The organism is Ruegeria sp. BC5 (assembly GCF_056539205.1).
The window spans coordinates 205,678-229,658 of record NZ_JBQFUN010000001.1; the positions used below are offsets into that span (position 1 = coordinate 205,678).

The window sequence follows — 23,981 nt, forward strand, 5'->3', positions numbered from 1 at the left end:
TTGAAAGTTGAGTATCATGTCGCTGACCCTCGCCATCGTGGGGCGCCCGAATGTGGGCAAATCCACTCTGTTCAACCGCCTTGTGGGCAAACGCTTGGCCCTGGTCGACGACCAGCCCGGCGTGACGCGCGACCTGCGCGAGGGCGAAGGGCGTCTGGGCGATCTGCGCTTTACCGTAATCGACACAGCGGGTCTTGAGGACGCGACCGATGACAGCCTACAGGGGCGGATGCGTCGCCTGACCGAGCGCGCGGTGGATATGGCCGATGTCTGCCTGTTCATGATCGACGCGCGGGTGGGGTTAACCCCAACGGACGAGATGTTCGCCGAGATCCTGCGCAAACGCTCGAAACATGTGATCCTTGCCGCCAACAAGGCCGAAGGAAGCGCGGCGGATGCGGGTGTGCTTGAGGCGTATAATCTGGGTCTGGGTGAGCCCGTGCGCCTGTCGGGTGAACACGGCGAGGGGATGACAGACCTTTATGCGCAACTCATGCCGCTGGCAGATGCCGCGGCTGAGCAGGCCGAGGATGATGCCCCGCAAACCGATATCGAACTGGACGAAGACGGCGAGGGCGAGGCGCCGCTGATCACAGCCGCCAAGCCGCTGCAGGTTGCGGTAGTCGGGCGGCCAAATGCCGGAAAGTCCACACTGATCAATAAGATCATCGGCGAAGATCGCCTGTTGACCGGCCCCGAGGCTGGTATCACCCGCGATGCGATCAGCCTGCGGATTGACTGGGCCGATCCCGATGGCGACAGCACCCCGATGCGGATTTTCGACACGGCGGGCATGCGCAAGAAGGCTAAGGTGCAGGAAAAGCTGGAAAAGCTTTCGGTGTCCGACGGTCTGCGCGCCGTAAAATTTGCCGAGGTCGTGGTGGTGTTGTTGGACGCAGCCATTCCGTTTGAACAGCAGGACCTGCGCATCGCTGATCTGGCCGAGCGCGAAGGCCGCGCCGTCGTTGTCGCAGTTAACAAATGGGATATCGAAGAGAACAAGCAGGAAAAGCTGCGCGATCTGAAAGAGTCCTTTGATCGTCTGTTGCCGCAATTGCGTGGCGCACCGCTGATCACCGTATCTGCCAAGACTGGTCGGGGGCTGGAACGTCTGCGCGCTGCCATCCTGCGTGCGCATGACGTTTGGAACCGTCGTGTACCCACAGCAGCACTGAACCGCTGGTTGACGGCCATGCTGGAGCAGCACCCGCCGCCAGCCCCGCAGGGCCGCCGGATCAAGCTGCGCTATATGACTCAGGCCAAGACCCGTCCCCCTGGATTTGTGGTGATGTGTTCACATCCCGACAAGATGCCAGACAGCTACACCCGCTATTTGGTGAATGGCCTGCGCGAGGATTTCGATATGCCCGGGTCGCCTATCCGCCTGACATTGCGTGGGCAGGGTGACAAAAATCCCTATAAGGGGCGACGCAAGAAAAACGCGGGCGCTCTGGCCAAACATCTCAAAGGTCGCGCGTAACTGCGCCAATCTTCAGCACTTTCGGCTGAAAGGCGTGACAGTCCCGCTGCCGCAGGCTAGCATTCGCCTGTGTGCATCTGTTTTTTGTGCGCGCTGCTTGATTACAAGCAAAACGCAAATAGTTTCGTGGTGATATTAGTTGGGCCAAACGTGGGGACAGGCTGAATGAATTTGCGGGAATATACGCGACAATATGCGGTACAGGACAATCGGCTGGCCGCGCTAAGCTATTTTGGGACCTTCGCCGTTTATTTCGCGTCGCTGACGCTGGCAATTATCTTTGTCGACCGCTGGTACATCATGATCCCTGCTGGGATCGTGTTCGCCTTTTCAGCTGTGCGTCTTTACGTTTTGCAACATGATTGCGGCCACCATTCCCTGTTTGAGACCCGCGAGCAGAATGAATGGGCCGGGCACGGTTTGTCGCCCTTCACCTTTGCGCCGTTCGAAGTGATGAAGCAGAACCACAACCTGCACCATTCGGGGATCGGTAATTTGGAACACCGCGAAACGGGTGAGATTCACACGATGACCCTGCGGGAATGGAACGCTGCAGACTGGAAAAAGCGTTTGTTCTACCGGCTTTACCGCAACCCGTTCATTCTGGTTCCGGTTGGTGCGCTTTTCACCTACTTCATTCGCTACCGCTGGCCCAAAAACACGGTACGGTTTGGTGTGACCGGAGTTCTGCTGCACAATCTGTCGATCGTGATCTTCCTGGGGCTGCTTTATCTGATCGCGGGCACGACCGGTATTCTGGTCTGGCTGGTGTTCTCGTTGCTGGGGGGGATGCTGGGTGTGTTCCTGGTCTACCTGCAGCATAATTTCGAAGATACGTATTGGGACCGCCGTCCGGACCTTGATCCGCAATTGGCAGCCTTGCAGGGGTCTTCTGCTTTGGATTTTGGTTGGTGGTTCGACAATGCGGTGGCGTGTATCACGCTGCACGACATCCACCATTTCAACGCCCGTATTCCATCCTATCGGCTGCGGGCGTGCCACTATAACCTGCCGCCTGAATTCACCCCGCGTCGGATCAAGTTCCCCGAGGCGGTGGCGGCGCTGAATTTGAAACTCTGGGACGAAGATGCCAAGCGTCTCGTGCCATTCCCCAAAGAGGATAGACCCGGCACTCTGGCTCACGGCAATTGACGCAAAGACGTCGCCGAAACTGCTCGCCGATTAGCAGGCGCCTGTGCCCAGCGTGCATTCAATTGAAAATGTAGGGAGAGAAAGGAAGGCTTAGTAATGACCGCAGTGACCGATGTTAAAGGTGTAGGAAAGGCGCTTGGGCAGGCGCTGATCGCCAATGGGTACAAAACCGCTGAAGCCCTTGCCAAAGCCAACCCTGCCGACCTGGTCAAGGTTCCCCGAATTGGTGCCTCTAGCGCGCCTCTGTTGATCGCCGCGGCGAAAGAGGCGATTGCAACCAAGCCCGCAGCGAAAGCGGCTGCGGCAAAACCTGCAGCCAAAAAGCCAACTGCGGCCAAGACTGCCAGACGCGCGCCCGCGCGCAAACCTGTGACGCGCAGGCCTGCCGCCCGGAAAACCGTTGCAGCCGCCGCTGCCGAGAAACGTGCCGAAGAGGCCGCGCGCAAAGCTGCCGAGGAAAAAGCCGCCGCGGAAGCCAAGGCGCGCAAGAAGGCGAAAGCCAAGGCCAAGGCCGAAAAGGCCGCCAAAAAGCTGCAAGAGATGGAAGCCGCGATCTCAAAGGCCAAGGACAAGGTGAAGGCCAAGGCCAAGAAAGACAAAAAGTCCAAAAAGGACGGTAAGAAAAAAGATCAGTCCAAGAAGGGCGGTAAGAAAAAAGACCAGCCCAAGAAAGACAAAAAGAAGAAGGGTAAGAAAAAGACGAAGAAGTAATCCTCCTTCGCCTTACGTTCTGCAAGACCGGCTCTACGCAATGCGGGTGCCGGTTTTTTTATGCCAGCGTGCCGTCCAGCTGCAGTGTTCGTTTGCCGCCCAGGTATGGCGCCAGCACTTCGGGCAGGGTCACGGTGCCATCCTCGTTCTGTCCATTTTCCAGAACCGCAATCAGGCAGCGTCCAACCGCCAGCCCAGAACCGTTCAGGGTGTGGACATATTCCGGCTTACCGCCACCTTCGGGGCGGAAACGTGCGTTCATGCGGCGGGCTTGGAAAGCACCGGTTGTCGAGACCGAGCTGATCTCACGGTACGTGTCCTGCCCGGGCAGCCAAGCCTCGATATCAAAGGTGCGGCGCGCGCCAAAACCCATGTCGCCCGTACACAGAACGACGGTGCGGTAGGGGATGCCCATTTGCTCCAACAGGTCCTCGGCGCAGCGCAGCATGCGTTTCTGTTCCTCATCCGACTTGTCGGGATGCGTGATCGAAACCATTTCGACCTTTTCAAACTGGTGCTGGCGTAGCATCCCGGCGGTGTCCTTGCCCGCGCTGCCGGCCTCGGACCGGAAACAGGCCGTGTGGGCGGTCATGCGGATGGGCAGGGCGGCTTCGTCCAGAATGTCACCGGCCACTGAATAGGTCAGCGTCACTTCGGATGTGGGGATCAGCCACCAGCCATTGGTGGTCTGATAGCTGTCATCGCCGAATTTCGGCAGTTTATCAGTGCCGTACATCGCCTCATCGCGGACCAGAACCGGAGTCTGCATCTCGGTCAGACCGTTCTTGTCGATATGGGTGTTCAGCATGAATTGGGCCAACGCACGGTGGATACGCGCGACACCCTTCGACAGGTTTACAAAACGGCTGCCGCTGGTCTTGGCGGCGGTTTCAAAGTCCATCGCAGCGGCAACGGCGGGAATGTCGAAGTGTTCTTTCGGAGCAAAATCGAGTTCGCGCGGGGTGCCCCAACGGTTCACCTCGACATTGTCGTTCTCATCCACACCTTGCGGCACATCCTCGGCGGGCAGGTTGGCGATGCGTGCCAGTTGGTCGGTTAGCAGCGCGTCCAGATCCTTGGCCTCGTTCTGCATGCGGGCGATTTCGGTCTTTTTCTCAGACACCAATGCGCGCAGACGCTGGAATTCATCCTCGTCCCCGCGCGCTTTGGCGGCACCGACCTCCTTGCTGGCCTTGTTCTGCTCCGCCTGAGCGGTTTCGGCGGCCAGAATCTTGGCCCGGCGGCTTTCGTCCAGCCGCAGCACATCTGACGACACCGGCGCATCCCCACGGCGCGCAAGGGCGGCGTCGAAGGCGTCAGGGTTTTCGCGAATGGCGCGGATGTCGTGCATGGTTCAGATCCTTAATGCGTGAATCACTAGGATCGCTTATGCACCATCTGAAAGGCAGGGTGTAGCACCGGTTACGACTTATTGGTGTCCTCGTGTGTTTCATGCGCCAGATGCCCGTCCCATTCTTCGACGGGTATCTTCGGTTCGGGCGGATCGGCCATGTAAGACGGCGTCATGATCTGCACGTTGTTTTCGTTGAATACCGCCACGATGTTGCGGTGCAGATCCGAGCGGATTTTGGGGATGATACTGCCCCGCGTCGTATAGCCATTGATCTGATAATTTATCGCGTAGTCGGCCAGTGCAGTCCACAACACGAACGGCTCGGGCTTGGCTTTGATCCCCTTGGTGCGCTTGGCGGCTTCGATCAGCATGGCCTCGACCTTCTCAGGTGGCTCCTCGTATCCGATGCCGACTGTGGTGTGCAGTAAAAGCCCACTACCATCTGTTTTCTTTGAAAAATTCACGACATCCGAATTCATCAATTGCGCATTGGGAATCGATATAAGCTCATTCTTGATGGATTTCAGGTGGGTTTCCATTAGCTTGATCTGCACCACATCGCCAATGTGGTCCCCGATCTGAATACGGTCCCCGATCGAGGTTGAGCGGCGGTAGATAACGAATAATCCAGCCAGCATGTTGGACACGACCGAATTCGCCCCCAGCGATAGCATAGCGCCAACCAATATGGTCAGGCCCTGAAACGCGGCCGAGTCCGACCCCGGAATGTAAGGAACGGCGAAAACCAGCGCAATGAGGATGACGACGACGCGGGCGATATTGAAGGTCGGGTTGACCCAGTGCTTCTCGAAATCGCCCATATCGAACGACCCGGCCTCAACGGCATCAAAGAACACGCGCATGCCCTTGATGATGTACATAGTGACCCAGGCGATCAGGGCCAGCATGATCATGTTGGGGATGTAAGAGAGAATGCCTTTGAAAATCAGCAGAACCGGTTCGGTCAGGTAGGTCAGTAGCAATTGCGCAAAATAGCGGGTTTCGGCAAAGGCGAGCAGAACAAAGGACAGGTAGTAGTAGAAGCCCAGGAAGAAGATAATGAGCAGAACGAAATTCAGACCATACCTGACCAGTGCGGCAATCGCCTCGGCCTGAACACTTTTGGCAGTGGCGGTTTCCACATCCCGCAAGTGGCGTTTGACAAATTTTAGCGTGCGCCGCCTGATCCTGCGATGCATCCACAGGATCGCAACGATGAAAACGGCAAACCCAAGGGTCCACGCGGCGGCTTCGATCGCGCCGGATACGCGGGCCTGTTCCGTGCGATTAGCCCGATAGCCAAGGATGGCTTCTTCGATGGCCTGACCGTGTAGGAAGCTGAGAACATCCAACTCCATCTGGTCCAGATCAGCATCTGCCACGGTCACAATGGACACGATCACACCATCTGCGCGAATTCGGATGCCAAGCTCGGTCTCTTCGAATGAAATGTCGACCGAGGGGTCTTCTGAGGCCTCGGCAACCTCGATGATCTTGTTCTGGACACTTTCCGCCCGTTCCGGCGCGGGCAGGGCGCTAGAGCCGCGCAGGAAGAACAGCATATCGCCGTCCACGATGACGGGGGCTTTGAAACTGTCTGTTTCCTCGGCCTCTGGTTCAACGATATCGGCGGGCGTTTCCTGTGCCCCAAGCGGTGCTGCAAGACACAATATCAAGGTCAGCAATGACAGCAAAAGCGTCAACGATTGGAATGGTTTGTAACGAGCTGTCATTGTCCCTCCTCAGGTTTGACTATAGCTGAGTTCAGGCCTCTGGCTAGGACATATCTGCAACGCTTTGACGCGAGTTCATGCGTTGGGATCAGGTTCAGGTGGGTCACAGCACCGCCTTTGCTTGCAAAGGCGCATCTCAGGGCATAGGTTCCCGCCAAATTTGCGGAACCGTGCCGCAATCCAAAGCAAAAGGAATATCCCATGGAAGGTGGCGCATTCGCCCAGTTTCTCCCGCTGATCCTGATCTTCGCGATCATGTATTTCCTGCTGATCCGTCCGCAGCAGAAGAAGATGAAGCAACATCAGGCCATGGTCGAGGCCGTGCGCCGGGGTGATCAAGTTGTCACCCAGGGCGGTCTGATCGGCAAGGTGTCGAAAGTCAAGGAAGGCGAGAACGAAGTCGAGGTTGAACTGGCCGAAAACGTCAAGGTTCGTGTGGTCAAGTCGACTATTGCGCAGGTTCTGAACAAGACCGAACCGGCGAAGTAACTTCGCGCGACAATTCCTTGAAAAGGCAGGGTAATGCTGCAAATTAATACCTGGAAGCGGGTTCTGATCTGGTCGGTCTGTGTGATCGGTCTGCTGATGGCCCTGCCGAATGCGTTTTACACGCGCGTCGAGCAATCCAACGATGCCAAAGCCGCGATTGAGCTTGGCATCGACACCCCCGAGATGCAGGCCCAGGCCGCACAATGGCCCAGCTGGTTGCCGTCGTCGCTGGTCAATCTGGGTCTTGATCTGCGGGGTGGTGCGCATCTGCTGGCCGAAGTGAAGGTCGAAGATGTTTACGAATCCCGGATGGAGGCGATGTGGCCGGAAATCCGTGACGCGCTACGCGATGAACGCGCGACTGTTGGTACGATCCGCCGGCAGGATTCGGCACCGGATGAGATTCGCGTTCGCATCAGCCAGCCCGAGGGCATGTCCCGCGCGCTGGAGGTTGTGCGTGGTCTGGCCCGTCAAGTGCAAACGCTGACCGGTGTTGGTGCCACTGATATCGAAGCTCGCGCAGACGGTGACACCATCGTCGTGCAGTTGTCTGAGGCCGAAAAGCTGGCCTCGGATGATCGCACCGTGCGGCAGGCTCTGGAAATCATCCGCCGCCGGATTGACGAGGTCGGAACGCGAGAGCCTACAATTCAGCGTCAGGGTGCAGACCGCATCCTGATTCAGGTGCCGGGCATTGGCAGTGCAGGTGAACTGAAAGAGATCATCGGCACCACCGCTCAACTGACTTTCAACTCGGTCGTCAGTCGCGGCACCGACCCGGACGCTGTTCCGGGGATAGGGCAAGAGGTCGTCCCGTCCATTGACGAAGATGGCGTTTATTACATCATCGAATCCGCCCCGGTTGTGACGGGTGAGGAACTGGTCGACGCGCAGCCTTCGTTCGACCAGAACGGTCGCCCGGCAGTCAGCTTCCGGTTCAACACGTCCGGCGCACGCAAGTTTGGCGACTACACGCTGGAAAACATCGGCGCGCCCTTTGCGATTGTATTGGATGACGAGGTGATCTCGGCCCCGGTGATCCAAAGCCATATTCCGGGCGGGTCGGGTATCATCACCGGTAACTTCACCGTTGAAGAAAGCACCAATCTGGCGGTTCTGTTGCGAGCGGGTGCATTGCCTGCGGGGCTGGAGTTCCTTGAAGAACGCACCATCGGTCCTGAACTGGGGCAGGACAGCATCGATGCTGGTAAGGTGGCAACCATCGTGGCCTTTGTCGCGGTGCTGACCTTCATGGCGCTTAGCTATGGTTTGTTTGGCGTGTTTGCCAACATTGCGCTGATCATCAACGTCGGGCTGCTGTTCGGCCTGCTGTCGCTGATCGGGGCCACGCTGACCCTGCCGGGTATTGCGGGGATTGTCCTGACGGTCGGTATGGCGGTGGACGCCAACGTGCTGATTTTTGAGCGTATCCGCGAAGAACTGAAATCCGCCAGAGGCCCGGCGCGTGCCATTGAGCTGGGTTATGAAAAAGCCCTGTCGGCTATTCTGGACGCAAACGTTACCACTTTCATCACCGCCGTGATTCTTTTTGCCATGGGCAGCGGGCCGGTGCGCGGGTTCGCGATTACGCTGGGCTTGGGTATTCTGACCTCGGTCTTTACCGCGATCTTCGTGACGCGTTTGATGATCGTGATGTGGTTCGAACGCCGTCGTCCGAAAATGATCGAGGTTTGACATGAGACTGAAACTCGTACCCCAGAACACCTCGTTCGATTTCTTCAGCCGCTGGAAGGTCTGGCTGGGTATCTCGGCCCTGATGATGGTCGTGGCGTTTACGTCTTTCATGCTGCAGGGGCTGAACTTCGGTATCGATTTCCGTGGCGGGACCACGATCCGGACCCAATCCGCACAGGAAATCGACGTCGGCGCCTATCGCGACGCGATCTCTCCGCTGGAGCTGGGCGACGTGAGCATCACCGAGATTTTCGACCCTACCTTTGGGCCGGATGAAAACGTCGCCATGATCCGCATTCAGGCGCAAGCCGATGCCGAGGCCGTCTCGGCCGCGACGGTTACCGCCGTGGAAGAGGCGCTGAAGGTGGCAGCGCCGGATATAGAATTTGTGTCCGTCGAATCCGTCGGCCCGAAGGTCTCCGGTGAGTTGATCCAGACCGCCGTGATCGCGGTGGTTTTGGCGATTGGCGCCGTGCTGGTCTACATCTGGCTGCGCTTCGAATGGCAATTCGCTTTGGGAGCAGTTGCCGCGTTGGTCCATGACGTGATTCTGACCATCGGTATTTTCTCGGAACTACAGATCCGGTTCGATCTGGCCATTATCGCGGCGCTTCTGACCATCGTGGGTTATTCGCTGAACGACACTGTGGTCGTGTTCGACCGCGTGCGTGAGAACCTGCGGAAGTACAAGAAGAAAGATCTCAAAGAGGTTCTGAACATCTCGATCAACGAAACGCTCAGCCGGACGGTGATGACCTCAGTGACCACGCTACTGGCGCTGATTTCGCTTTACGTGTTGGGTGGGGATGTGATCCGAGGTTTCGTCTTTGCGATGATCTGGGGTGTGATCGTGGGAACCTATTCTTCGGTCTTTGTGGCTTCGACCATCTTGCTGTGGCTGGGGGTCAAACGCGACTGGTCCAAGCCGTCCAATACGGCGGGCAATCAGTTTGCCAACATCGACGCCTGATATATTCGGCCAGTCCCCAATGGGGCTGGCCGTTATCATTTTAGCGGCTTTCCTCGGCGGCGTTGTTCGCGGGTTTTCCGGATTCGGCACCGCACTGATTTTCCTTCCTCTTTCCACACCATTCCTTGGTCCATTCGGAGCCATCATCGGCCTGACCATAATGGACATCTTCGGCCCATTGCCGAACCTGCGTCGTGCTTGGCATGTTGTGCATCGCAAGGATCTGTTGCGGCTGTTGGTGGGCTGTGCGCTGTTGCTTCCTGTAGGGTTATGGGTGCTGACCAAGGTTGAACCCGAGGTTTTCCGCTATGCCGTCAGTCTGCTGGCGTTGTTTATGCTGGCCGTGCTGATCCTTGGCTTGCGGTATCACGGCCATGTTGGCCGGGGGATGGTTGCGGGAATTGGTGCAGCGGCCGGGTTTCTGGGCGGCGTGGCGGGCTTGCCCGGCCCGGCGGTAATCCTGTTTTACATGTCGCGCCCCATACCGGTCGAAGTTATCCGCGCCACGATTTTATTGTTCCTCTTCGGGTTCGATTTCCTCCTCCTTGGGTTCCTGACCGGGATGGAGCGGATCACTTGGGCGGCGGCGGCATTGGGTCTTGCATTGGCCGTGCCCAATTTGCTGGGCAACTGGCTGGGCGGTTGGTTGTTCCGGCCCGCGTATGAAAAGCTGTATCGCGCTGCGGCTTACCTGGCGATTGCGGTTGCGGCCTTGTCGGGCCTACCGCTTTGGGGCTAGAACACGGCCATGCGCCTGAATGAGATTTCCTATACCAACGCAGTCCCGGTTGACGGGTATGGCCCGGGCTTTTTTCGGATCGGTGGGCAGGTTTATGAGGGAGCCGTTCTGACAGGCCCCGCCGGAACAATGACCTGGGACGGGTATGAGGACAACGCGCCGCTGCTGGAACTTTCCGATACCGTGGACGTTTTGTTCGTCGGCACAGGGGCTGAACTGAATCACATTCCTGCTGATCTGCGCACGGCCCTGGAAAATGCCGGGATCGGAGTTGAGATCATGAACTCTCCGGCTGCGTGCCGCACGTATAACGTGTTGTTGTCCGAAGGGCGGCGCGTTGCGCTGGCCTTATTGCCGGTCTGATCTGTCGGCAGGGCCTGCGTCAAATCTCACCTTTTGCGCCTGACGGCAATGAGATAAGCGGGACCCATGACATTGACTGTGACCGATCTGGCCATCGCCCGTGGCGGCGTTCCTGTGCTTGAAGGGCTGAGCTTTGCTCTGCCGCCGGGCAAGGCGTTGATTCTGCGCGGGCCGAACGGGATCGGTAAGACGACCTTGCTGCGCACACTGGCCGGGTTGCAGCCGCCGCTGGCGGGGCGGATTGACGGGGCCGAGGATCAGATCGCATATGCCTCGCATTCCGACGGGTTGAAGCCGACATTGACGGTGGTTGAGAATTTGACCTTCTGGGCCTCGGTCTTTGGCACTTATGAAATTCAGCCCGCGCTAGACGCCTTTGCGCTGAACGAGCTGTCCGACCGTCATGCAGGCAACCTGTCGGCGGGGCAGAAACGGCGGTTGGGTCTGGCGCGCATGCTGGTCACGGGGCGGCCAATCTGGATGCTGGATGAGCCCACCGTATCACTGGACCGTAATGCAGTGCAGATGTTCGCTGATGCCGTTCGCGCGCATCTGGGGCAGGGCGGTTCTGCCCTGATCGCCACTCATATCGACCTTGGCCTGGACGGAGAAGTTCTGGATGTCGGCCGCAACAAGGCGAAACCCAAACCCATAGAAGATTTCGACGGAGGCTTCCTGTGATCGCCCTGTTGCTGCGTGACCTGAAACTGGCCTTCCGCGCGGGCGGGGGGTTTGGTCTCGGTCTGGCTTTTTTTCTGATCGTGACTGTTTTGGTGCCATTTTCAGTAGGGCCGCAATCCTCGCTGCTGTCGACCATCGCGCCGGGTGTTCTGTGGTTGGGCGCGCTGCTGGCCTGTCTGTTGTCGCTGGACCGCCTGCTTGCACTGGATTGGGAGGACGGCTCGCTTGACCTATTGGCCACCGCGCCGCTGCCGTTGGAGGCGGTAGTGACCATCAAGGCGCTGGCCCATTGGCTAACCACTGGCCTGCCACTGGTTCTGGCCGCTCCGTTTCTGGGCGTGTTGCTGAACCTGCCGGTGCCGGGGTTTTTCTGGCTGGTCGTATCGCTGTTGATCGGCACCCCGGCAATGAGTGTCATCGGCACTTTTGGCGCGGCCCTGACCGTGGGCCTGAAACGTGGCGGATTGCTGCTATCCCTGCTGGTCCTGCCGCTGTACGTGCCGACCCTGATCTTTGGGGCCGAAGTCGCGCGCCGTGGGGCGACGGGGATGGAAACCCAGACCCCGCTGTTGATGCTAGCGGGGATCACCGCCGCGACAATCGCCCTTTTGCCCTTTGCCAGCGCAGCGGTGCTGCGCATTAACCTTCGCTGACGTGGTCAAACTTTGACTGATGTCAATTGAGAACGAACCCGACTCGGACTAGATAAGGCCCATGTCTATCGCAGCCAAAGCCAACGCCCTCTGGGAATACGCCAATCCGCGCAAGTTCCTTGCCACCAGTGAACGGGTGATGCCGTTTTTCTGGGCATCATCGCTTGCCTGCATCGTGGTAGGGCTGGTGTGGGGGTTCTTCTTCACACCGGATGACTACAAGCAGGGATCGACGGTCAAGATTATCTATCTGCATGTGCCTGCTGCGCTGATGGCAATCAATTGCTGGCTGATGATGCTGGCGACCTCGCTGGTGTGGCTTGTGCGGCGCCACCATGTCAGCGCGCTGGCGGCGCGTGCAGCGGCCCCTGTGGGTATTGTGATGACCCTGATCGCGCTGGCGACCGGGGCGATCTGGGGGCAGCCAATGTGGGGCACCTGGTGGGCCTGGGATCCGCGCCTGACCTCGTTCCTGATCCTGTTCCTGTTCTATCTGGGCTATGTCGCACTGTGGGAAGCTATCGAAGACCCTGATACGGCGGCCGATCTGACCTCGGTCCTGTGTCTGGTCGGGTCTGTCTTTGCGCTGCTCAGCCGCTATGCCGTGAATTTTTGGAATCAGGGGCTGCATCAGGGCGCATCCGTGATGCGGGCCGCCGCCGTGACCGGGGCGGATACCGAAGAGAAGGTCAGCAATATCTATTTCTACCCACTTTTGCTGTGCATCATCGGGTTTGTACTGCTGTTCATTGCTCTTGTTTTGTACCGCACGGGCACGGAAATTCGCGCGCGCCGGGTCAAGGTGCTGTTGGCGCGGGAAAGGGTAAGCGGATGATCCCTGATCTCGGAAAATATGCCGATACGGTTCTCTGGTCCTATGCGGCCTCGATCGGATTGCTGGCGCTGCTGATTGTGTTCAGCATCGTACGTGGCCGCAAGGTCCGGGCCGAGATGGAAAAGGTCGAACAAAGGATGACGCGCAATGGCTAAAATCTCACCCCTGATGATTGCGCCACCGCTGATTTTTGGCGCTTTCGCCGTTCTAGCGGGCATCGGCATGTTCCGCGATGACCCCAACGCGCTGCCCTCGGCCCGCGAAGGACAACCCGCGCCGCCGGTGGTCCTGACGGAATTCGCGGGCAAGACAGGGTTTGATGATGCCACGCTGCGGGACGGAGAAGTCAAGCTGGTCAACTATTGGGCCAGCTGGTGCGCGCCGTGCCGGGTTGAACATCCCAACCTGCAGGCCCTGTCAGATGAGGGCATCCCCGTTTACGGCATCAATTACAAAGATCAACTGGCCAACGCCGAAGCCTTCCTGACCGAACTGGGCGATCCCTATGCCGGGATCGGACGGGACGAGCAGGGGCGTATGGGATTGGACTGGGGCGTTTATGGCGTGCCCGAGACCTATGTGATCGATGGTGAGGGCACGATCATCCTGCGCTTTGCCGGGCCGATAACTCAGCGCGTGATCGAAAGCACAATCCGTCCGGCGTTGGAAAAAGCGGCAGGCAACTAAAGCCGCGATGGTTTAACCAAATGAGAAATGAAAAAAGGCGTCCAATCGGACGCCCTTAATTTTATAGCGCGCAGATTTAACCAGCTTTCGCCAAGTTCCGCAGCACATATTGAAGCACACCGCCGTTTTCGACGTATTCGATCTCGGGCGCGGTATCTATGCGGCACTTGAGGGTGATGGTCTTTGTGGTGCCGTCGCCATAGGTGATAGTGCAGGGCACCTCTTGCAATGGTTCAACCTTATCCAGACCATCAATCGAGACCGTCTCATCCCCCTTTAGCCCTAGAGATTTCCGGGTGTCGCCGCCGGTAAATTCGAAGGGGATCACGCCCATGCCAACCAGGTTAGACCGGTGGATGCGTTCAAAGCTTTCGGCGATCACGGCCTTGATGCCCAGCAACGCGGTACCCTTTGCCGCCCAATCGCGTGAGGACCCGGCGCCGTATTGCTGCCCCCCAAACACCACAAGCGGAACGCCCTGTTCCTGATAGGCCATCGACGCGTCGTAGATCGAGGTCTGCTGACCGTCCAGACCTTTGGTATAGCCGCCCTCGACGCCATCCAGCATCTCGTTCTTGATGCGGATATTGGCGAACGTGCCGCGCATCATGACCTCGTGATTGCCCCGGCGCGAACCATACGAGTTGAACTCGCGCGGCTGGACCTGACGCTCTGTCAGGTACTTACCCGCAGGCGAGGTTGCCGCAAAGGACCCCGCAGGTGAGATGTGGTCGGTGGTGACCATGTCGCCCAGAATGGCCAGAACCTTGGCGCCGTCGATGTTCGAGATGGTGCCCGGTTCGGGGCTCATACCCTGAAAATATGGCGGGTTCTGGATGTAGGTCGATGTCGGCGGCCAGTCATAGGTTTCCTGTTGCGGAACTTCGACCGCCTGCCATTTGTCGTCGCCTTTGAACACGTCGGCATATTTCGACTGAAATGCCTCGCGGGTGACGGTTTCCTGCACCAGATCGGCGATTTCCTTCTGGTCGGGCCAGATATCTTTCATGAACACATCATTGCCGTCTTTGTCCTGACCGATCGGTTCCGAGGTCAGGTCGATATCCATGGTGCCCGCCAGCGCATAGACCACCACCAGCGGAGGGGAAGCCAGATAGTTGGCGCGCACATCCGGCGAAATCCGACCCTCGAAGTTGCGGTTGCCCGACAGAACCGAGGTGGCGACCAGATCGCCCTCGGCAATCGCTTCGCTGATTTCCTTCTGGATCGGACCCGAGTTACCGATGCAGGTGGTGCAGCCATAGCCCACAAGGTTGAACCCGATGGCGTCCAGATGCTGTTGCAGCCCGGCGGCCTCAAGATATTCGGTCACAACCTGCGATCCGGGGGCCAGCGAGGTCTTGACCCAAGGCTGACGGTTCAATCCCAGCTCATGCGCCTTTTTCGCCACCAGACCGGCCCCGATCATCACATAGGGGTTCGATGTGTTGGTGCATGAGGTGATCGAGGCGATAACCACCTTGCCCGATTCCATAGTGTAGTCTTCGCCTTTGACCGCGACTTCCTTGGCCATCGGGCGTTTGAAGGTCTCAGCCATTTCCTTGGTGAAAGCGGCTTTGGCGCCAGTCAGCGCGACATAGTCCTGTGGACGTTTCGGACCCGATATGGCTGGAACGATAGTGCCCATGTTGAGCGACAGGGTGTCCGTGTAGATCGGGGCGTAGTTTTCATCCCGCCACAGGCCGTTCTCTTTGGCGTAAGCCTCAACCAGCGCCAGGCGATCCTCGTCGCGTCCGGTATTGCGCATATAGCGCAGGGTTTCGCCATCAATCGGGAAGAAACCGCAGGTCGCGCCGTATTCCGGTGCCATGTTGGCAATGGTCGCGCGGTCAGCCAATGGCAGGCGATCCAGACCGCTGCCGTAGAATTCGACGAATTTGCCAACCACGCCTTTTTCGCGCAGCATCTCGACTACTTTCAGAACCAGATCGGTGCCGGTAGTGCCCTCGACCATCGCACCGGTCAGCTCAAAGCCAACAACCTCGGGGATCAGCATCGAAATCGGCTGGCCCAGCATCGCGGCCTCGGCCTCGATCCCGCCAACGCCCCAGCCCAGAACGGCCATGCCGTTGACCATGGTGGTGTGGCTGTCGGTGCCGACCAGAGTATCGGGATAGGCAACTTCCTCTCCGTTCTGGTCTTTGTCGCTCCAGACGGTTTGGGCCAGATATTCAAGGTTTACCTGATGGCAGATGCCGGTGCCGGGTGGCACAACGCGGAAATTGTCAAACGCCGACTGCCCCCATTTCAGAAACTGATAGCGTTCCATGTTTCGTTCATATTCGCGATCCACGTTCATCTGGAACGCGCGCGGATTGCCAAACGCATCAATCATGACTGAGTGGTCGATGACCAGATCCACCGGGTTCAACGGATTGATCTTTTGCGCGTCACCACCCAGCGCCTTGATCCCGTCACGCATTGCGGCCAAATCGACGACGGCCGGGACGCCCGTGAAGTCCTGCATCAATACGCGGGCAGGGCGATAGGCAATCTCGCGCGGGTTTTTACCACCATTTGCGCCCCATTCGGCAAAGGCTTTGATGTCATCAACCGAGACAGAAAACCCGTCATCCTCAAACCGCAGGATGTTTTCCAACACTACTTTCAGTGCCGCAGGGAGTCTGGAAAAATCACCTAGACCGGCCTCTTGCGCGGCGCGAATCGAGTAATAGGCAATGGACTTGCCGTTCACGCTCAGGCTGCGGCGTGTCTTGGCGCTATCCTTTCCAACGGAAATGGGCATTGTTGGCCTCCCTTTCAAAATATTGGGTTTGGGGATTTGCTGATTGTTTTCTGGAGCATCATTGCCGGGCATTCAAGGCTTAGATACCTTGACTTCTAAGTTGTATGCTAAGGTATACAATTCAAGGGCGATTGTTTTAAATCTCAAGAAACCTTGATTGGCGGTTGAGCGTCGATCCGTTTAAACCGGATAAGCACCCCAAAAGCCCGAGATTTCATATGTTCAGAATTACTCCTGTCACTGTGTTTGTTTCCCTGTTTCTGGCCACCTCAGCCCTAGCCGAGAATGACCCGGTTGTGGTCGAACTGTTCACATCACAAGGGTGTTCGTCCTGCCCGCCAGCCGATGAGTTGATGCATGATCTGGCACAACGTGACGATGTGATCGGACTGGCCCTGCATGTGGATTATTGGGACTATATTGGTTGGAAGGACGAATATGCCGATCCCAATCACACCTTGCGTCAGCGCGCCTATGCGCGTCAGGGCGGGCGGTCGATGATCTACACGCCGCAGATGGTTATCAACGGTCAGCAGGATGTGGTCGGTGCAAAGTCGCAGGAGTTGGAGTATCTGATCGATGCCCATCTCAAAGCTGCGCCCGAGGCCGAAGTGGTGGCGACCCGTTCGGGCAACGATGTCACGGTCGATGTGACGCCGGTCGAACTGCCAGAGGGTGAGCTTTTTGACGTGCGCGTGGTGCAGTATGCGCCGATGCGCCATGCCTCGATCCGCAGAGGAGAGCTGGCAGGGCATGAGCTGGACTATGCAAATGTTGTAGATACCTGGCAGGTCGCCGGGCAGTGGGACGGGGTGGCGCCGCAGAAGTTTTCGGCGGTGTTGACCTCGGACCTGCCAGCAGTCGTACTTGTGCAGAAGGTTGGGCATGGCCCAATCGTTGCCGCCACCAAGGTCAAGTGATCAGGGCATATCCTCGGGCTGAACGCCAAGTCCGTTCCAGGCTTTCCAACGTCGGTGAATCCAGAACCATTGTCCCATGTGCTGCCGTACCATGGCCTCAAGATCATCATTGGTGAACTGGGTCATGGTCTTGGCGTCAGTATGCGGAACCGGGTCATGCAGGACGATTTCGAAATCAATGCCATTAGGCTGGCGGATCGCATAGCACGGGATCAGTTCGGCTTTGTATTTCATCGCCAATTCGGCGTTCAAGACGGATGTTACGGCCGGTTTGCCAAAAAACGTCAGTTCTTCCCCGCCGTGGGCGTGCAGGTCTGAGACGATGGCAATGATACCGCCACTCTTGAGGGATCGCACCATCTCAACCATCCCGCGGCGGCCCTGTTCGAACATGGGCGCGCCGGTTTTGTAGAACGCATCTACATACATGTCGTTGAAATACGGATTAGCCATACGCCGATAGAGGCATCCTATGGGCTGTCCACTGCGAGTTTGCAGGGCGATCCGCGCTGCCAGGTAGTGACCGAAATGCGCGGTTATCATCATGACGGGTCGCCCTTCGGCCACGGCGGCGTCAAAGGCAGCAATGCCGGGGCCGGACACCTTGGCGCTGGCCTGCCGTTCCGTGAAGCCTTCTGGCGAAAAGTGCTCCATGATGGCGCGACCTGCATTGTCGGGTACAGCGCGACAGATGCGATTTACCTCGGCGTCCGACAGGTCGGGGCGGGTGAGCTTCAGGTTGCTGCGCACGCGCTTGGTGAACCCGACCAAAGGGGCAAGCCCGCGTACGATGGCCCCCATCGTTGCGATACGCCGTTCATACGGCAACAGCCGCATTGCCCCGATTACACCTTTCAGAAACAGGCCGGTGACATAATATTTTCGAAGCGCCCCGCGGCTTAGTTCCGACTTTTCGACGGGCATAATCTGGTCTCACCGGCTGTTGCGTTTTGCCGGGTCAGACATACAAGGCACATTCCGCGACCACAAGCATTCCTATGGCTTAAGTCGTGGTGCTTGCCTATTCCTCATTGTCTTCTTCGATAAGGGCGATCGTTCCTTCGTCAACCAGGGCACGAATAGCGCCAACAATCTGTGTCATGGCCTCTTCAGCCTCGGACTGCTTGACTTTGCCGCGTTCGCCGATTTCTTCGCGCAGGTTGTCGGCCATTCGCGATGACATGTTGGACAAAAGGAATTCGGTTGTATTTTGGTCATCCTCCGCAGTGGCCCCGGCCAACGCGGTGACCAGATCTGCCTGATCCACACTGCGGAGAACCGCCGGGACGTCGCGTGACAGAATACGGGCTGGGATATGCGTAAAGGTAAAGATCGAACGGCGCACGACACTGGCGAAATCCGAATCCTCTTCGTCTAGCGCGGTCAGCAACCCGTCTCGGGTTGAGGCCGCCGACTGGTTCAGAATTGCGCCCACGCGCTCCCCGGGACCATCCGCAAACGCCTGCGACGGCCTTTGGTCCAGCTGAGCCGCCAGCGACCAGCCGATGCGTTCTACCGCCTCGGGTGTGACATTGGCGGTTTTCGAAACCGCATAGGTGATCTGACGGGCAACAGGACCGGGCAGATTCCCCAAAAGCTGCGCGGCCTTTGCGGTTTCCAGTTTCGATAGCATCACGGCGGCGATCTCGGTGCTTTCTGCTTGTGCCATGGCAGCCAGGTCTTCGGTTGGTACCTCGCGCAGCCGTTGCCAGGGATCACCAATCTGGCGCACTCCGGCCACCTTACGCAGCCGCGCGGCTGTAGCTGGGGCAATCTTACCATCCACCGCGTCCAAAGCACCGGCCAGACCGTGCGGGAAAGACAGGCCGACGCTGTCCAGCGCCTGTGCAAACTCCTGCGCCACTGCGTCCAATGTCACACGATCCACCAGCCCCATCTCACCCAGCTGATGGGTCAGTTTTTCCTGCAAATCGTCGGGTAGATCCTCTAGCGGGATATCCGCGCCTTCATTCAGCAGCAGCCGCACGACCACGGCGGCCTTCTGTCGGTTGCTGAGCGCGCGAGGAATGACGCGAGGCGCTTCACTGTCCGCCTGATCTGTCACCGGAGCCGCCCCCGGTGCCACCTGTATCAAAGTGTTTGTATCCTGCATCTGCCTGCGGTGCCATAGTTGCGTTCCACAGGCAAATTACGGAGAGTCGGGTAAAGAAAGGCTGAAGCTTAGTAGTTATAGGTCAGCCCGGTGCGGATTGCCTCGCGCAGCGACGCCTCGGCCCAGGTGCCTTCACCACCGCGCGCCTTGATCTCGCGCCATTGTGCAATTGCCAAATCGGTTTTCCCTTCGGCCACAAAGCCCTGACCCATATAGCTGCGTGCTAGGATATTGTCGGGGTTGGTTTCGATGGCGTTGGAATAAAAGACGTTAGCCAGTTCAAGCTCACCCATTTTGCGATAGGTAAAGCCCCAGTAGGTCAGCACACGATCATCGTCTTGATCCATAATGCGTAGAATATTCTGAGCGTTTTCTAACTGGCCGTCATATGCCAATTCCCGCACGGCTTCATACAGCTCATCTTGGGTGAAGTTGGTCTTGTCCGGCTTGACACAGCGCCCGGCATCCTTGTCGTAAACGCGGCCAAACAGGCATTTCTTGGTTGTGTTCGTTGGCTTGGGTGCGGCGCCGCTTCCACCGCCCGCAGCGTATGCCACCGGTGCAAACACAAAGGCCTGAAGGGCAATAGCTGAAACTAATACAAGACGCATTTTCCTACTCCGTTCTCTGGGCTGCTCTGATCAAGCATAGTGCGATCTGATAAAAAGCTAACAATCGCGGCCTCGCTTTTATTCACAAGTAGGAAATAAAATTCTCAGCTGTTTACAATTTTCGCGCATGTTTGGGTTTCGGAATCCCAATATGTCCCGTCTGCGCAGGACTGGGTTTGCTTGGAATGGCCAGTACAGGCCAAAGCGACCGAAGCTGAAAACGTAAGGGCCAAGGCGCAGAGAATGGTGCGTATCATGCTATTTCTCCCGTTCGGACATATAGGCGCACCATAGCTGATTTTGACCCGTCTGGCAAAAGAGCAGGGCCCGGATCGCGTTGTGCGAACCGGGCCCTTTGAACTGACTGAACGGTCAGGCTTTATTCGCCAAACACGCGGGCGAAGATCGTGTCGACGTGTTTGGTGTGGTAACCGAGGTCGAACTTCTCTTCGATTTCTTCAGGGCTCAGCGCTGCGGTGACATCGGCGTCGGCAAGCAGTTCTTCTTTGAAGTCGGTGCGATGTTCCCACACTTTCAACGCGTTGCGCTGAACCATGGCATAAGCATCTTCGCGGCTGACCCCTGCTTGCGTCAGCGCCAGCAGAACCCGCTGGCTCATCACCAGACCGGGGAACTTGTTCATGTTCTCCAGCATGTTCTCGGGGAAGATTAGCATCTTGTCGACCACGCCGGTTAGGCGGGTCAGCGCAAAATCCAGCGTGATTGTCGCATCCGGGCCGATCATGCGTTCGACCGACGAATGCGAGATATCGCGTTCATGCCAGAGCGCCACGTTTTCCATCGCCGGGATCACCGCTGCGCGCACCATGCGCGCCAGACCGGTCAGGTTCTCGGTCAGGACCGGGTTTTTCTTGTGCGGCATGGCCGAGGAGCCTTTTTGGCCCATCGAGAAGAACTCGGCACCCTCCAACACCTCGGTCCGCTGCATGTGACGGATTTCGATGGCGATGTTTTCGATGCTGCTGGCGATGACGCCAAGGGTCGCAAAGAAGGCCGCGTGGCGGTCACGCGGGATGACCTGCGTGCTGATCGGTTCAGGCACCAGACCTAGCTGATCGCAGACATGCTCTTCAACGCGGGGATCGATATTGGCGAAAGTGCCGACCGCACCACTGATCGCACCGGTGGCGATTTCCGCACGGGCGTCGCGCATGCGTGACAGGTTGCGGTCCATCTCAGCATAGAATCGGGCAAAGGTCAGACCCATTGTGGTGGGTTCCGCATGGATGCCGTGGCTGCGACCGATGCGGACGGTGTTCTTGTGTTCGATCGCGCGGCGTTTCAGGGCGGCCAGCAGGCTTTCGAGGTCAGCAATCAGCAGGTCCGCGGCGCGGGTAAGCTGTACGTTCAGGCAGGTGTCAAGTACATCCGAAGAGGTCATGCCCTGATGGACAAAGCGTGCCTCTTCACTGCCGACATGCTCGGCCAGATGGGTCAAAAAGGCGATAACGTCGTGCTTGGTGACGGCCTCGATCTCATCAATGCGGGCCACGTCGAATTCCACGTCCTTGGCCTTCCACACCGCCTCGGCGTTTTCGCGCGGGATGACGCCCAGATCGGCCATGGCGTCGCAGGCGTGAGCCTCGATCTCGAACCAGATGCGGAACTTGGTCTCGGGCGACCAGATGGCAACCATATCGGGGCGGGAATAACGTGGAATCATTGGCGGTGAGACCTTTTTGTGTTTGGGATAGAGCGTTGGCGCGGGGTTTAAACCCAGCCGCACAAGGGAACAAGGCACGAGTGCAAGTATGAGACGGTTTGCCCTGATTTTGGCCGTTTGGCCCGGTTTTTTGGCCGCGGAAGAGTTCCGGACACTGACCGGAGACGAGATTCTGGATGCCCTGACCGGCCAGAAGCTCGATTACGGGGACGGCGTCTGGCAGACATTCGATGAAACGATGCTGACGCAGTATTACTCGGGTCGCCCAAGCGCGGGCCGTTGGGCGGTGCGCGAGGATCGGTATTGCTCGGTCTGGCCGCCCTCTGATTTGTGGGCCTGTTATGACGTTCAGAAAAAGGGTGACGTGATCCGGTTCGTCGATGACAGCGGAGGCACCACCGACGGGACCTATGCCGAATGACCCAGCCTCGCAGCCTATCCGAGTTCGAAGGGAGCTGGAGTCTGAGCCGAACCATAAACGACGCGCGGGCAGGGCAGTTCGTGCAAGCCGAAGGTCACGCGGTTCTGCGCCCGGCTGAAAATGGGTTAATCTATGATGAAGAGGTCACGCTGCGTATTCCGGGTCAGGCCGAGATGACAGGCACCCGGCGCTACCTGTGGCGGGATGAAGGCGAAGGGATTGCGGTTCATTTCGAAGACGGACGGTTTTTTCATACATTGAAGCTGGAGCATTCGCAGTCTAGGGATCATCATGATTGTCCGCCAGACAGCTATGACGCGGTTTATGATTTCTCAGCCTGGCCGATTTGGTCCGTCCACTGGACGGTGAACGGACCGCGAAAAGCCTATGAAATGAAAACCGAATACCGCCCTCGATAGCGCAATCATCTTGAAGTCTCGATGTGAAATGGGCCATCCTGTGCCCCAATTTCCATCCGAACGTGGAGAAACGAAAATGACTACAAATGTTCTGGCCGAGGCAATCGGTCCGCGCGAGGGCACAGCGCTGCGCGTGAAACAGGTGGCCTTGGTCGCGGTGGGTATCGTTACGCTGGCGATTGCCGCAAAGATTAAGGTTCCGATGTGGCCGGTACCGATCACTATGGGTACCTTTGCTGTTCTGACCATCGGTACCGCTTATGGTGCGCGTCTGGGTCTGATCACCATGCTGGGCTATCTGTTGATCGGCGCGCTGGGTTTTGACGTCTTCGCCGGGTCCTCGGCCGAGAAATTTGGGCTGACTTACATGATGGGCGGCACTGGCGGCTATCTGGTCGGCTACCTGATGGCTACCGTACTGCTGGGTGCGTTGGCCGCGTGCGGTTGGGATCGCTCGGTCGGGAAACTGGCGCTGGCGCTGGTGCTGGCAAATGTACTGATCTATGTGCCGGGCCTGCTGTGGCTGGGTCAGCTCTATGGTTGGGATAAGCCGATCCTGGAATGGGGTCTGACGCCCTTCCTGATGGGAGATGTGATCAAACTGGCGCTGGCCGCTCTGCTGATCCCCGGCCTGTGGAAACTGGTTGGCGACGCCCGCAACTGATCTCCGAATAACTTTGTGAATGACACCGCGCCCAAAGCAATCCGGGCGCGGCTTTTTTTGACCTATTCCAAGAGATGCTGGACAAAACCGGCCACCGCAGTCCAAGCTGCATTCAACGAAAACATCAGGTTATTTAGAAATGAGAATTTTTACTGGCTCGACTCTGGCCGCCTGTGCCGCCCTGTGGTTAGGGGCTTTGACACCGGCGTCTGCGGATACTCCTGTCACATACACCGAAGCAGGGCGCGCCCTGTTTGGCTTTTCGGTGCCCGACTATTGGGTCGTGCGAACGGGCGGCCCGCGTGAGATTGAGGATACGGAACTGGGTGATCTTCGCGCTGTCGCACGTGTCATGGCCATACGGCCTTTGACCGATGACAACGTCTGGATGGGGTTCGTTTCACCTGCTGGCGTAAAGTCAATTAAAGACGGCCTGCAATATCTTGAAGATATTGATAAGTTTCTTGTTGAAGATCCCGAAGTTACCAACACTTCCGACACACGGATTGGCGGTTTGCCGGCGCGAGTGATCCGGGGTACCGGCACCCGCGACGGGCGTGGCATCAACTTTACGGCCTCGGTCATTGACCTGCCAAACGGTCGCGTGGCCGTTGTTGTCGCGATCCTGCGCAATGGCGCTGATCCGGCATATGTTGACGACCTGAATGCCGTTTTCGCGTCGTTTCGGGCCACGCAGTAAGGAGATGTGCCGATGATCACAAAACGTATCAAACGTACAATCCTTGCGCTGGGGCTTGGTGTTTCAAGTTTTGCACTGTCAGCATGTGACGGTGTTTCAGTTGGTGTCGGCTATGGATACGGTTACGACCCGTTTTATGA

General features: G+C 57.9%; 25 protein-coding genes. 18 read left to right on the forward strand and 7 right to left on the reverse strand.

From position 1 onward, the window contains the following. The first annotated feature begins 16 nt into the window (after window positions 1-16). The 3 genes from der (at window position 17) to ACR0LY_RS01080 (ending at window position 3,343) form a co-directional block, all read left to right on the forward strand. Window positions 17-1,480 (forward strand): ribosome biogenesis GTPase Der, encoded by a 1,464-nt coding sequence (gene der / locus ACR0LY_RS01070; RefSeq protein WP_170349115.1) that lies wholly within the window; start codon window positions 17-19, stop codon window positions 1,478-1,480. A 165-nt stretch (window positions 1,481-1,645) separates the two neighbouring features. Beyond that, entirely contained in the window at window positions 1,646-2,632 is a 987-nt protein-coding gene (locus ACR0LY_RS01075) for a fatty acid desaturase (protein WP_170349114.1), read from the forward strand. Window positions 2,633-2,728: 96 nt separating this feature from the next. Then, window positions 2,729-3,343 (forward strand): helix-hairpin-helix domain-containing protein, encoded by a 615-nt coding sequence (locus tag ACR0LY_RS01080; RefSeq protein WP_170349113.1) that lies wholly within the window; start codon window positions 2,729-2,731, stop codon window positions 3,341-3,343. Between the two features lie 58 nt (window positions 3,344-3,401). On the opposite strand, the gene serS is transcribed toward ACR0LY_RS01080, so the two are convergent. Beyond that, window positions 3,402-4,694, reverse strand: coding sequence for a serine--tRNA ligase (serS, locus tag ACR0LY_RS01085; RefSeq protein WP_170349112.1), 1,293 nt, complete (start codon window positions 4,692-4,694; stop codon window positions 3,402-3,404). Between the two features lie 71 nt (window positions 4,695-4,765). Further along, on the reverse strand, window positions 4,766-6,430 hold the full coding sequence (locus ACR0LY_RS01090; protein ID WP_170349111.1) for a mechanosensitive ion channel family protein: 1,665 nt from the start codon (window positions 6,428-6,430) through the stop codon (window positions 4,766-4,768). Between the two features lie 201 nt (window positions 6,431-6,631). Here ACR0LY_RS01090 and yajC point away from each other — a divergent pair, with 201 nt between their 5' ends. The 10 genes from yajC (at window position 6,632) to ACR0LY_RS01140 (ending at window position 13,542) form a co-directional block, all read left to right on the forward strand. Continuing rightward, window positions 6,632-6,919, forward strand: coding sequence for a preprotein translocase subunit YajC (gene yajC, locus ACR0LY_RS01095; protein WP_058280646.1), 288 nt, complete (start codon window positions 6,632-6,634; stop codon window positions 6,917-6,919). A gap of 33 nt (window positions 6,920-6,952) precedes the next feature. Beyond that, window positions 6,953-8,614: a protein translocase subunit SecD gene (gene secD, locus ACR0LY_RS01100; protein WP_170349110.1), complete on the forward strand. Its 1,662-nt coding sequence runs from the start codon at window positions 6,953-6,955 to the stop codon at window positions 8,612-8,614. A gap of 1 nt (window position 8,615) precedes the next feature. After that, window positions 8,616-9,584, forward strand: coding sequence for a protein translocase subunit SecF (gene secF / locus ACR0LY_RS01105; protein WP_170349109.1), 969 nt, complete (start codon window positions 8,616-8,618; stop codon window positions 9,582-9,584). Window positions 9,585-9,603: 19 nt separating this feature from the next. Further along, complete coding sequence (locus ACR0LY_RS01110; protein WP_170349431.1) at window positions 9,604-10,323, forward strand: TSUP family transporter; 720 nt, start codon at window positions 9,604-9,606, stop codon at window positions 10,321-10,323. 9 nt (window positions 10,324-10,332) lie between these two features. Then, a complete protein-coding gene (locus tag ACR0LY_RS01115; RefSeq protein WP_170349108.1) occupies window positions 10,333-10,686 on the forward strand; it encodes an Mth938-like domain-containing protein in 354 nt (117 codons plus the stop codon). A gap of 66 nt (window positions 10,687-10,752) precedes the next feature. Then, the gene (ccmA, locus tag ACR0LY_RS01120; RefSeq protein ID WP_170349107.1) at window positions 10,753-11,367 is read left to right on the forward strand and encodes a heme ABC exporter ATP-binding protein CcmA; all 615 of its coding nucleotides are present in this window, start codon (window positions 10,753-10,755) and stop codon (window positions 11,365-11,367) included. Continuing rightward, window positions 11,364-12,020, forward strand: a complete 657-nt coding sequence (ccmB, locus tag ACR0LY_RS01125) for a heme exporter protein CcmB (RefSeq protein ID WP_170349106.1) — start codon at window positions 11,364-11,366, stop codon at window positions 12,018-12,020. The genes ccmA and ccmB overlap by 4 nt, the downstream gene beginning before the upstream one ends. 61 nt (window positions 12,021-12,081) lie before the next feature. After that, the gene (locus ACR0LY_RS01130; protein ID WP_170349105.1) at window positions 12,082-12,855 is read left to right on the forward strand and encodes a heme ABC transporter permease; all 774 of its coding nucleotides are present in this window, start codon (window positions 12,082-12,084) and stop codon (window positions 12,853-12,855) included. After that, window positions 12,852-13,010 carry a heme exporter protein CcmD gene (gene ccmD, locus ACR0LY_RS01135; protein ID WP_170349104.1) on the forward strand — a complete coding sequence of 53 codons (159 nt, stop codon included), beginning with the start codon at window positions 12,852-12,854 and terminating at the stop codon, window positions 13,008-13,010. The genes ACR0LY_RS01130 and ccmD overlap by 4 nt, the downstream gene beginning before the upstream one ends. Next, the gene (locus tag ACR0LY_RS01140; RefSeq protein WP_170349103.1) at window positions 13,003-13,542 is read left to right on the forward strand and encodes a DsbE family thiol:disulfide interchange protein; all 540 of its coding nucleotides are present in this window, start codon (window positions 13,003-13,005) and stop codon (window positions 13,540-13,542) included. Before ccmD ends, ACR0LY_RS01140 begins: the two co-directional genes overlap by 8 nt. 76 nt (window positions 13,543-13,618) lie before the next feature. Here the strand turns inward: ACR0LY_RS01140 and acnA are convergent, their stop codons facing one another. Beyond that, complete coding sequence (acnA, locus tag ACR0LY_RS01145) at window positions 13,619-16,309, reverse strand: aconitate hydratase AcnA (protein WP_170349102.1); 2,691 nt, start codon at window positions 16,307-16,309, stop codon at window positions 13,619-13,621. A gap of 218 nt (window positions 16,310-16,527) precedes the next feature. On the opposite strand from acnA, the gene ACR0LY_RS01150 reads away from it, so the two are divergent. After that, window positions 16,528-17,229: a DUF1223 domain-containing protein gene (locus ACR0LY_RS01150; protein ID WP_170349101.1), complete on the forward strand. Its 702-nt coding sequence runs from the start codon at window positions 16,528-16,530 to the stop codon at window positions 17,227-17,229. Here ACR0LY_RS01150 and ACR0LY_RS01155 read toward each other — a convergent pair whose 3' ends face one another. The 4 genes from ACR0LY_RS01155 to purB form a co-directional block, all read right to left on the reverse strand. Beyond that, a complete protein-coding gene (locus ACR0LY_RS01155; RefSeq protein ID WP_170349100.1) occupies window positions 17,230-18,153 on the reverse strand; it encodes a lysophospholipid acyltransferase family protein in 924 nt (307 codons plus the stop codon). It lies immediately after the preceding gene. Window positions 18,154-18,250: 97 nt separating this feature from the next. After that, window positions 18,251-19,342 carry a flagellar motor switch protein FliG gene (locus ACR0LY_RS01160; RefSeq protein ID WP_170349099.1) on the reverse strand — a complete coding sequence of 364 codons (1,092 nt, stop codon included), beginning with the start codon at window positions 19,340-19,342 and terminating at the stop codon, window positions 18,251-18,253. A 68-nt stretch (window positions 19,343-19,410) separates the two neighbouring features. Then, a complete protein-coding gene (locus tag ACR0LY_RS01165; protein WP_170349098.1) occupies window positions 19,411-19,953 on the reverse strand; it encodes a tetratricopeptide repeat protein in 543 nt (180 codons plus the stop codon). 379 nt (window positions 19,954-20,332) lie between these two features. Further along, window positions 20,333-21,637, reverse strand: a complete 1,305-nt coding sequence (purB, locus tag ACR0LY_RS01170) for an adenylosuccinate lyase (protein WP_170349097.1) — start codon at window positions 21,635-21,637, stop codon at window positions 20,333-20,335. A gap of 88 nt (window positions 21,638-21,725) precedes the next feature. On the opposite strand from purB, the gene ACR0LY_RS01175 reads away from it, so the two are divergent. From ACR0LY_RS01175 to ACR0LY_RS01190, 4 genes are all read left to right on the forward strand, one after another. After that, complete coding sequence (locus ACR0LY_RS01175) at window positions 21,726-22,058, forward strand: hypothetical protein (protein ID WP_170349096.1); 333 nt, start codon at window positions 21,726-21,728, stop codon at window positions 22,056-22,058. Then, window positions 22,055-22,477, forward strand: coding sequence for a DUF6314 family protein (locus ACR0LY_RS01180; protein ID WP_170349095.1), 423 nt, complete (start codon window positions 22,055-22,057; stop codon window positions 22,475-22,477). The genes ACR0LY_RS01175 and ACR0LY_RS01180 overlap by 4 nt, the downstream gene beginning before the upstream one ends. A gap of 76 nt (window positions 22,478-22,553) precedes the next feature. After that, on the forward strand, window positions 22,554-23,141 hold the full coding sequence (locus tag ACR0LY_RS01185; RefSeq protein WP_170349094.1) for a biotin transporter BioY: 588 nt from the start codon (window positions 22,554-22,556) through the stop codon (window positions 23,139-23,141). Between the two features lie 139 nt (window positions 23,142-23,280). Then, a complete protein-coding gene (locus ACR0LY_RS01190) occupies window positions 23,281-23,841 on the forward strand; it encodes a hypothetical protein (protein WP_170349093.1) in 561 nt (186 codons plus the stop codon). Window positions 23,842-23,981: the final 140 nt, after the last annotated feature.

Bases quoted from the DNA above. Each gene is read 5' to 3' on its own strand.
- der (WP_170349115.1), top strand. From the start codon at position 17: ATGTCGCTGACCCTCGCCATCGTGGGGCGCCCGAATGTGGGCAAATCC.
- ACR0LY_RS01075 (WP_170349114.1), top strand. From the start codon at position 1,646: ATGAATTTGCGGGAATATACGCGACAATATGCGGTACAGGACAATCGG.
- ACR0LY_RS01080 (WP_170349113.1), top strand. From the start codon at position 2,729: ATGACCGCAGTGACCGATGTTAAAGGTGTAGGAAAGGCGCTTGGGCAG.
- serS (WP_170349112.1), bottom strand. From the start codon at position 4,694: ATGCACGACATCCGCGCCATTCGCGAAAACCCTGACGCCTTCGACGCC.
- ACR0LY_RS01090 (WP_170349111.1), bottom strand. From the start codon at position 6,430: ATGACAGCTCGTTACAAACCATTCCAATCGTTGACGCTTTTGCTGTCA.
- yajC (WP_058280646.1), top strand. From the start codon at position 6,632: ATGGAAGGTGGCGCATTCGCCCAGTTTCTCCCGCTGATCCTGATCTTC.
- secD (WP_170349110.1), top strand. From the start codon at position 6,953: ATGCTGCAAATTAATACCTGGAAGCGGGTTCTGATCTGGTCGGTCTGT.
- secF (WP_170349109.1), top strand. From the start codon at position 8,616: ATGAGACTGAAACTCGTACCCCAGAACACCTCGTTCGATTTCTTCAGC.
- ACR0LY_RS01110 (WP_170349431.1), top strand. From the start codon at position 9,604: ATGGGGCTGGCCGTTATCATTTTAGCGGCTTTCCTCGGCGGCGTTGTT.
- ACR0LY_RS01115 (WP_170349108.1), top strand. From the start codon at position 10,333: ATGCGCCTGAATGAGATTTCCTATACCAACGCAGTCCCGGTTGACGGG.
- ccmA (WP_170349107.1), top strand. From the start codon at position 10,753: ATGACATTGACTGTGACCGATCTGGCCATCGCCCGTGGCGGCGTTCCT.
- ACR0LY_RS01130 (WP_170349105.1), top strand. From the start codon at position 12,082: ATGTCTATCGCAGCCAAAGCCAACGCCCTCTGGGAATACGCCAATCCG.
- ccmD (WP_170349104.1), top strand. From the start codon at position 12,852: ATGATCCCTGATCTCGGAAAATATGCCGATACGGTTCTCTGGTCCTAT.
- ACR0LY_RS01140 (WP_170349103.1), top strand. From the start codon at position 13,003: ATGGCTAAAATCTCACCCCTGATGATTGCGCCACCGCTGATTTTTGGC.
- acnA (WP_170349102.1), bottom strand. From the start codon at position 16,309: ATGCCCATTTCCGTTGGAAAGGATAGCGCCAAGACACGCCGCAGCCTG.
- ACR0LY_RS01150 (WP_170349101.1), top strand. From the start codon at position 16,528: ATGTTCAGAATTACTCCTGTCACTGTGTTTGTTTCCCTGTTTCTGGCC.
- ACR0LY_RS01155 (WP_170349100.1), bottom strand. From the start codon at position 18,153: ATGCCCGTCGAAAAGTCGGAACTAAGCCGCGGGGCGCTTCGAAAATAT.
- ACR0LY_RS01160 (WP_170349099.1), bottom strand. From the start codon at position 19,342: ATGCAGGATACAAACACTTTGATACAGGTGGCACCGGGGGCGGCTCCG.
- ACR0LY_RS01165 (WP_170349098.1), bottom strand. From the start codon at position 19,953: ATGCGTCTTGTATTAGTTTCAGCTATTGCCCTTCAGGCCTTTGTGTTT.
- purB (WP_170349097.1), bottom strand. From the start codon at position 21,637: ATGATTCCACGTTATTCCCGCCCCGATATGGTTGCCATCTGGTCGCCC.
- ACR0LY_RS01175 (WP_170349096.1), top strand. From the start codon at position 21,726: ATGAGACGGTTTGCCCTGATTTTGGCCGTTTGGCCCGGTTTTTTGGCC.
- ACR0LY_RS01180 (WP_170349095.1), top strand. From the start codon at position 22,055: ATGACCCAGCCTCGCAGCCTATCCGAGTTCGAAGGGAGCTGGAGTCTG.
- ACR0LY_RS01185 (WP_170349094.1), top strand. From the start codon at position 22,554: ATGACTACAAATGTTCTGGCCGAGGCAATCGGTCCGCGCGAGGGCACA.
- ACR0LY_RS01190 (WP_170349093.1), top strand. From the start codon at position 23,281: ATGAGAATTTTTACTGGCTCGACTCTGGCCGCCTGTGCCGCCCTGTGG.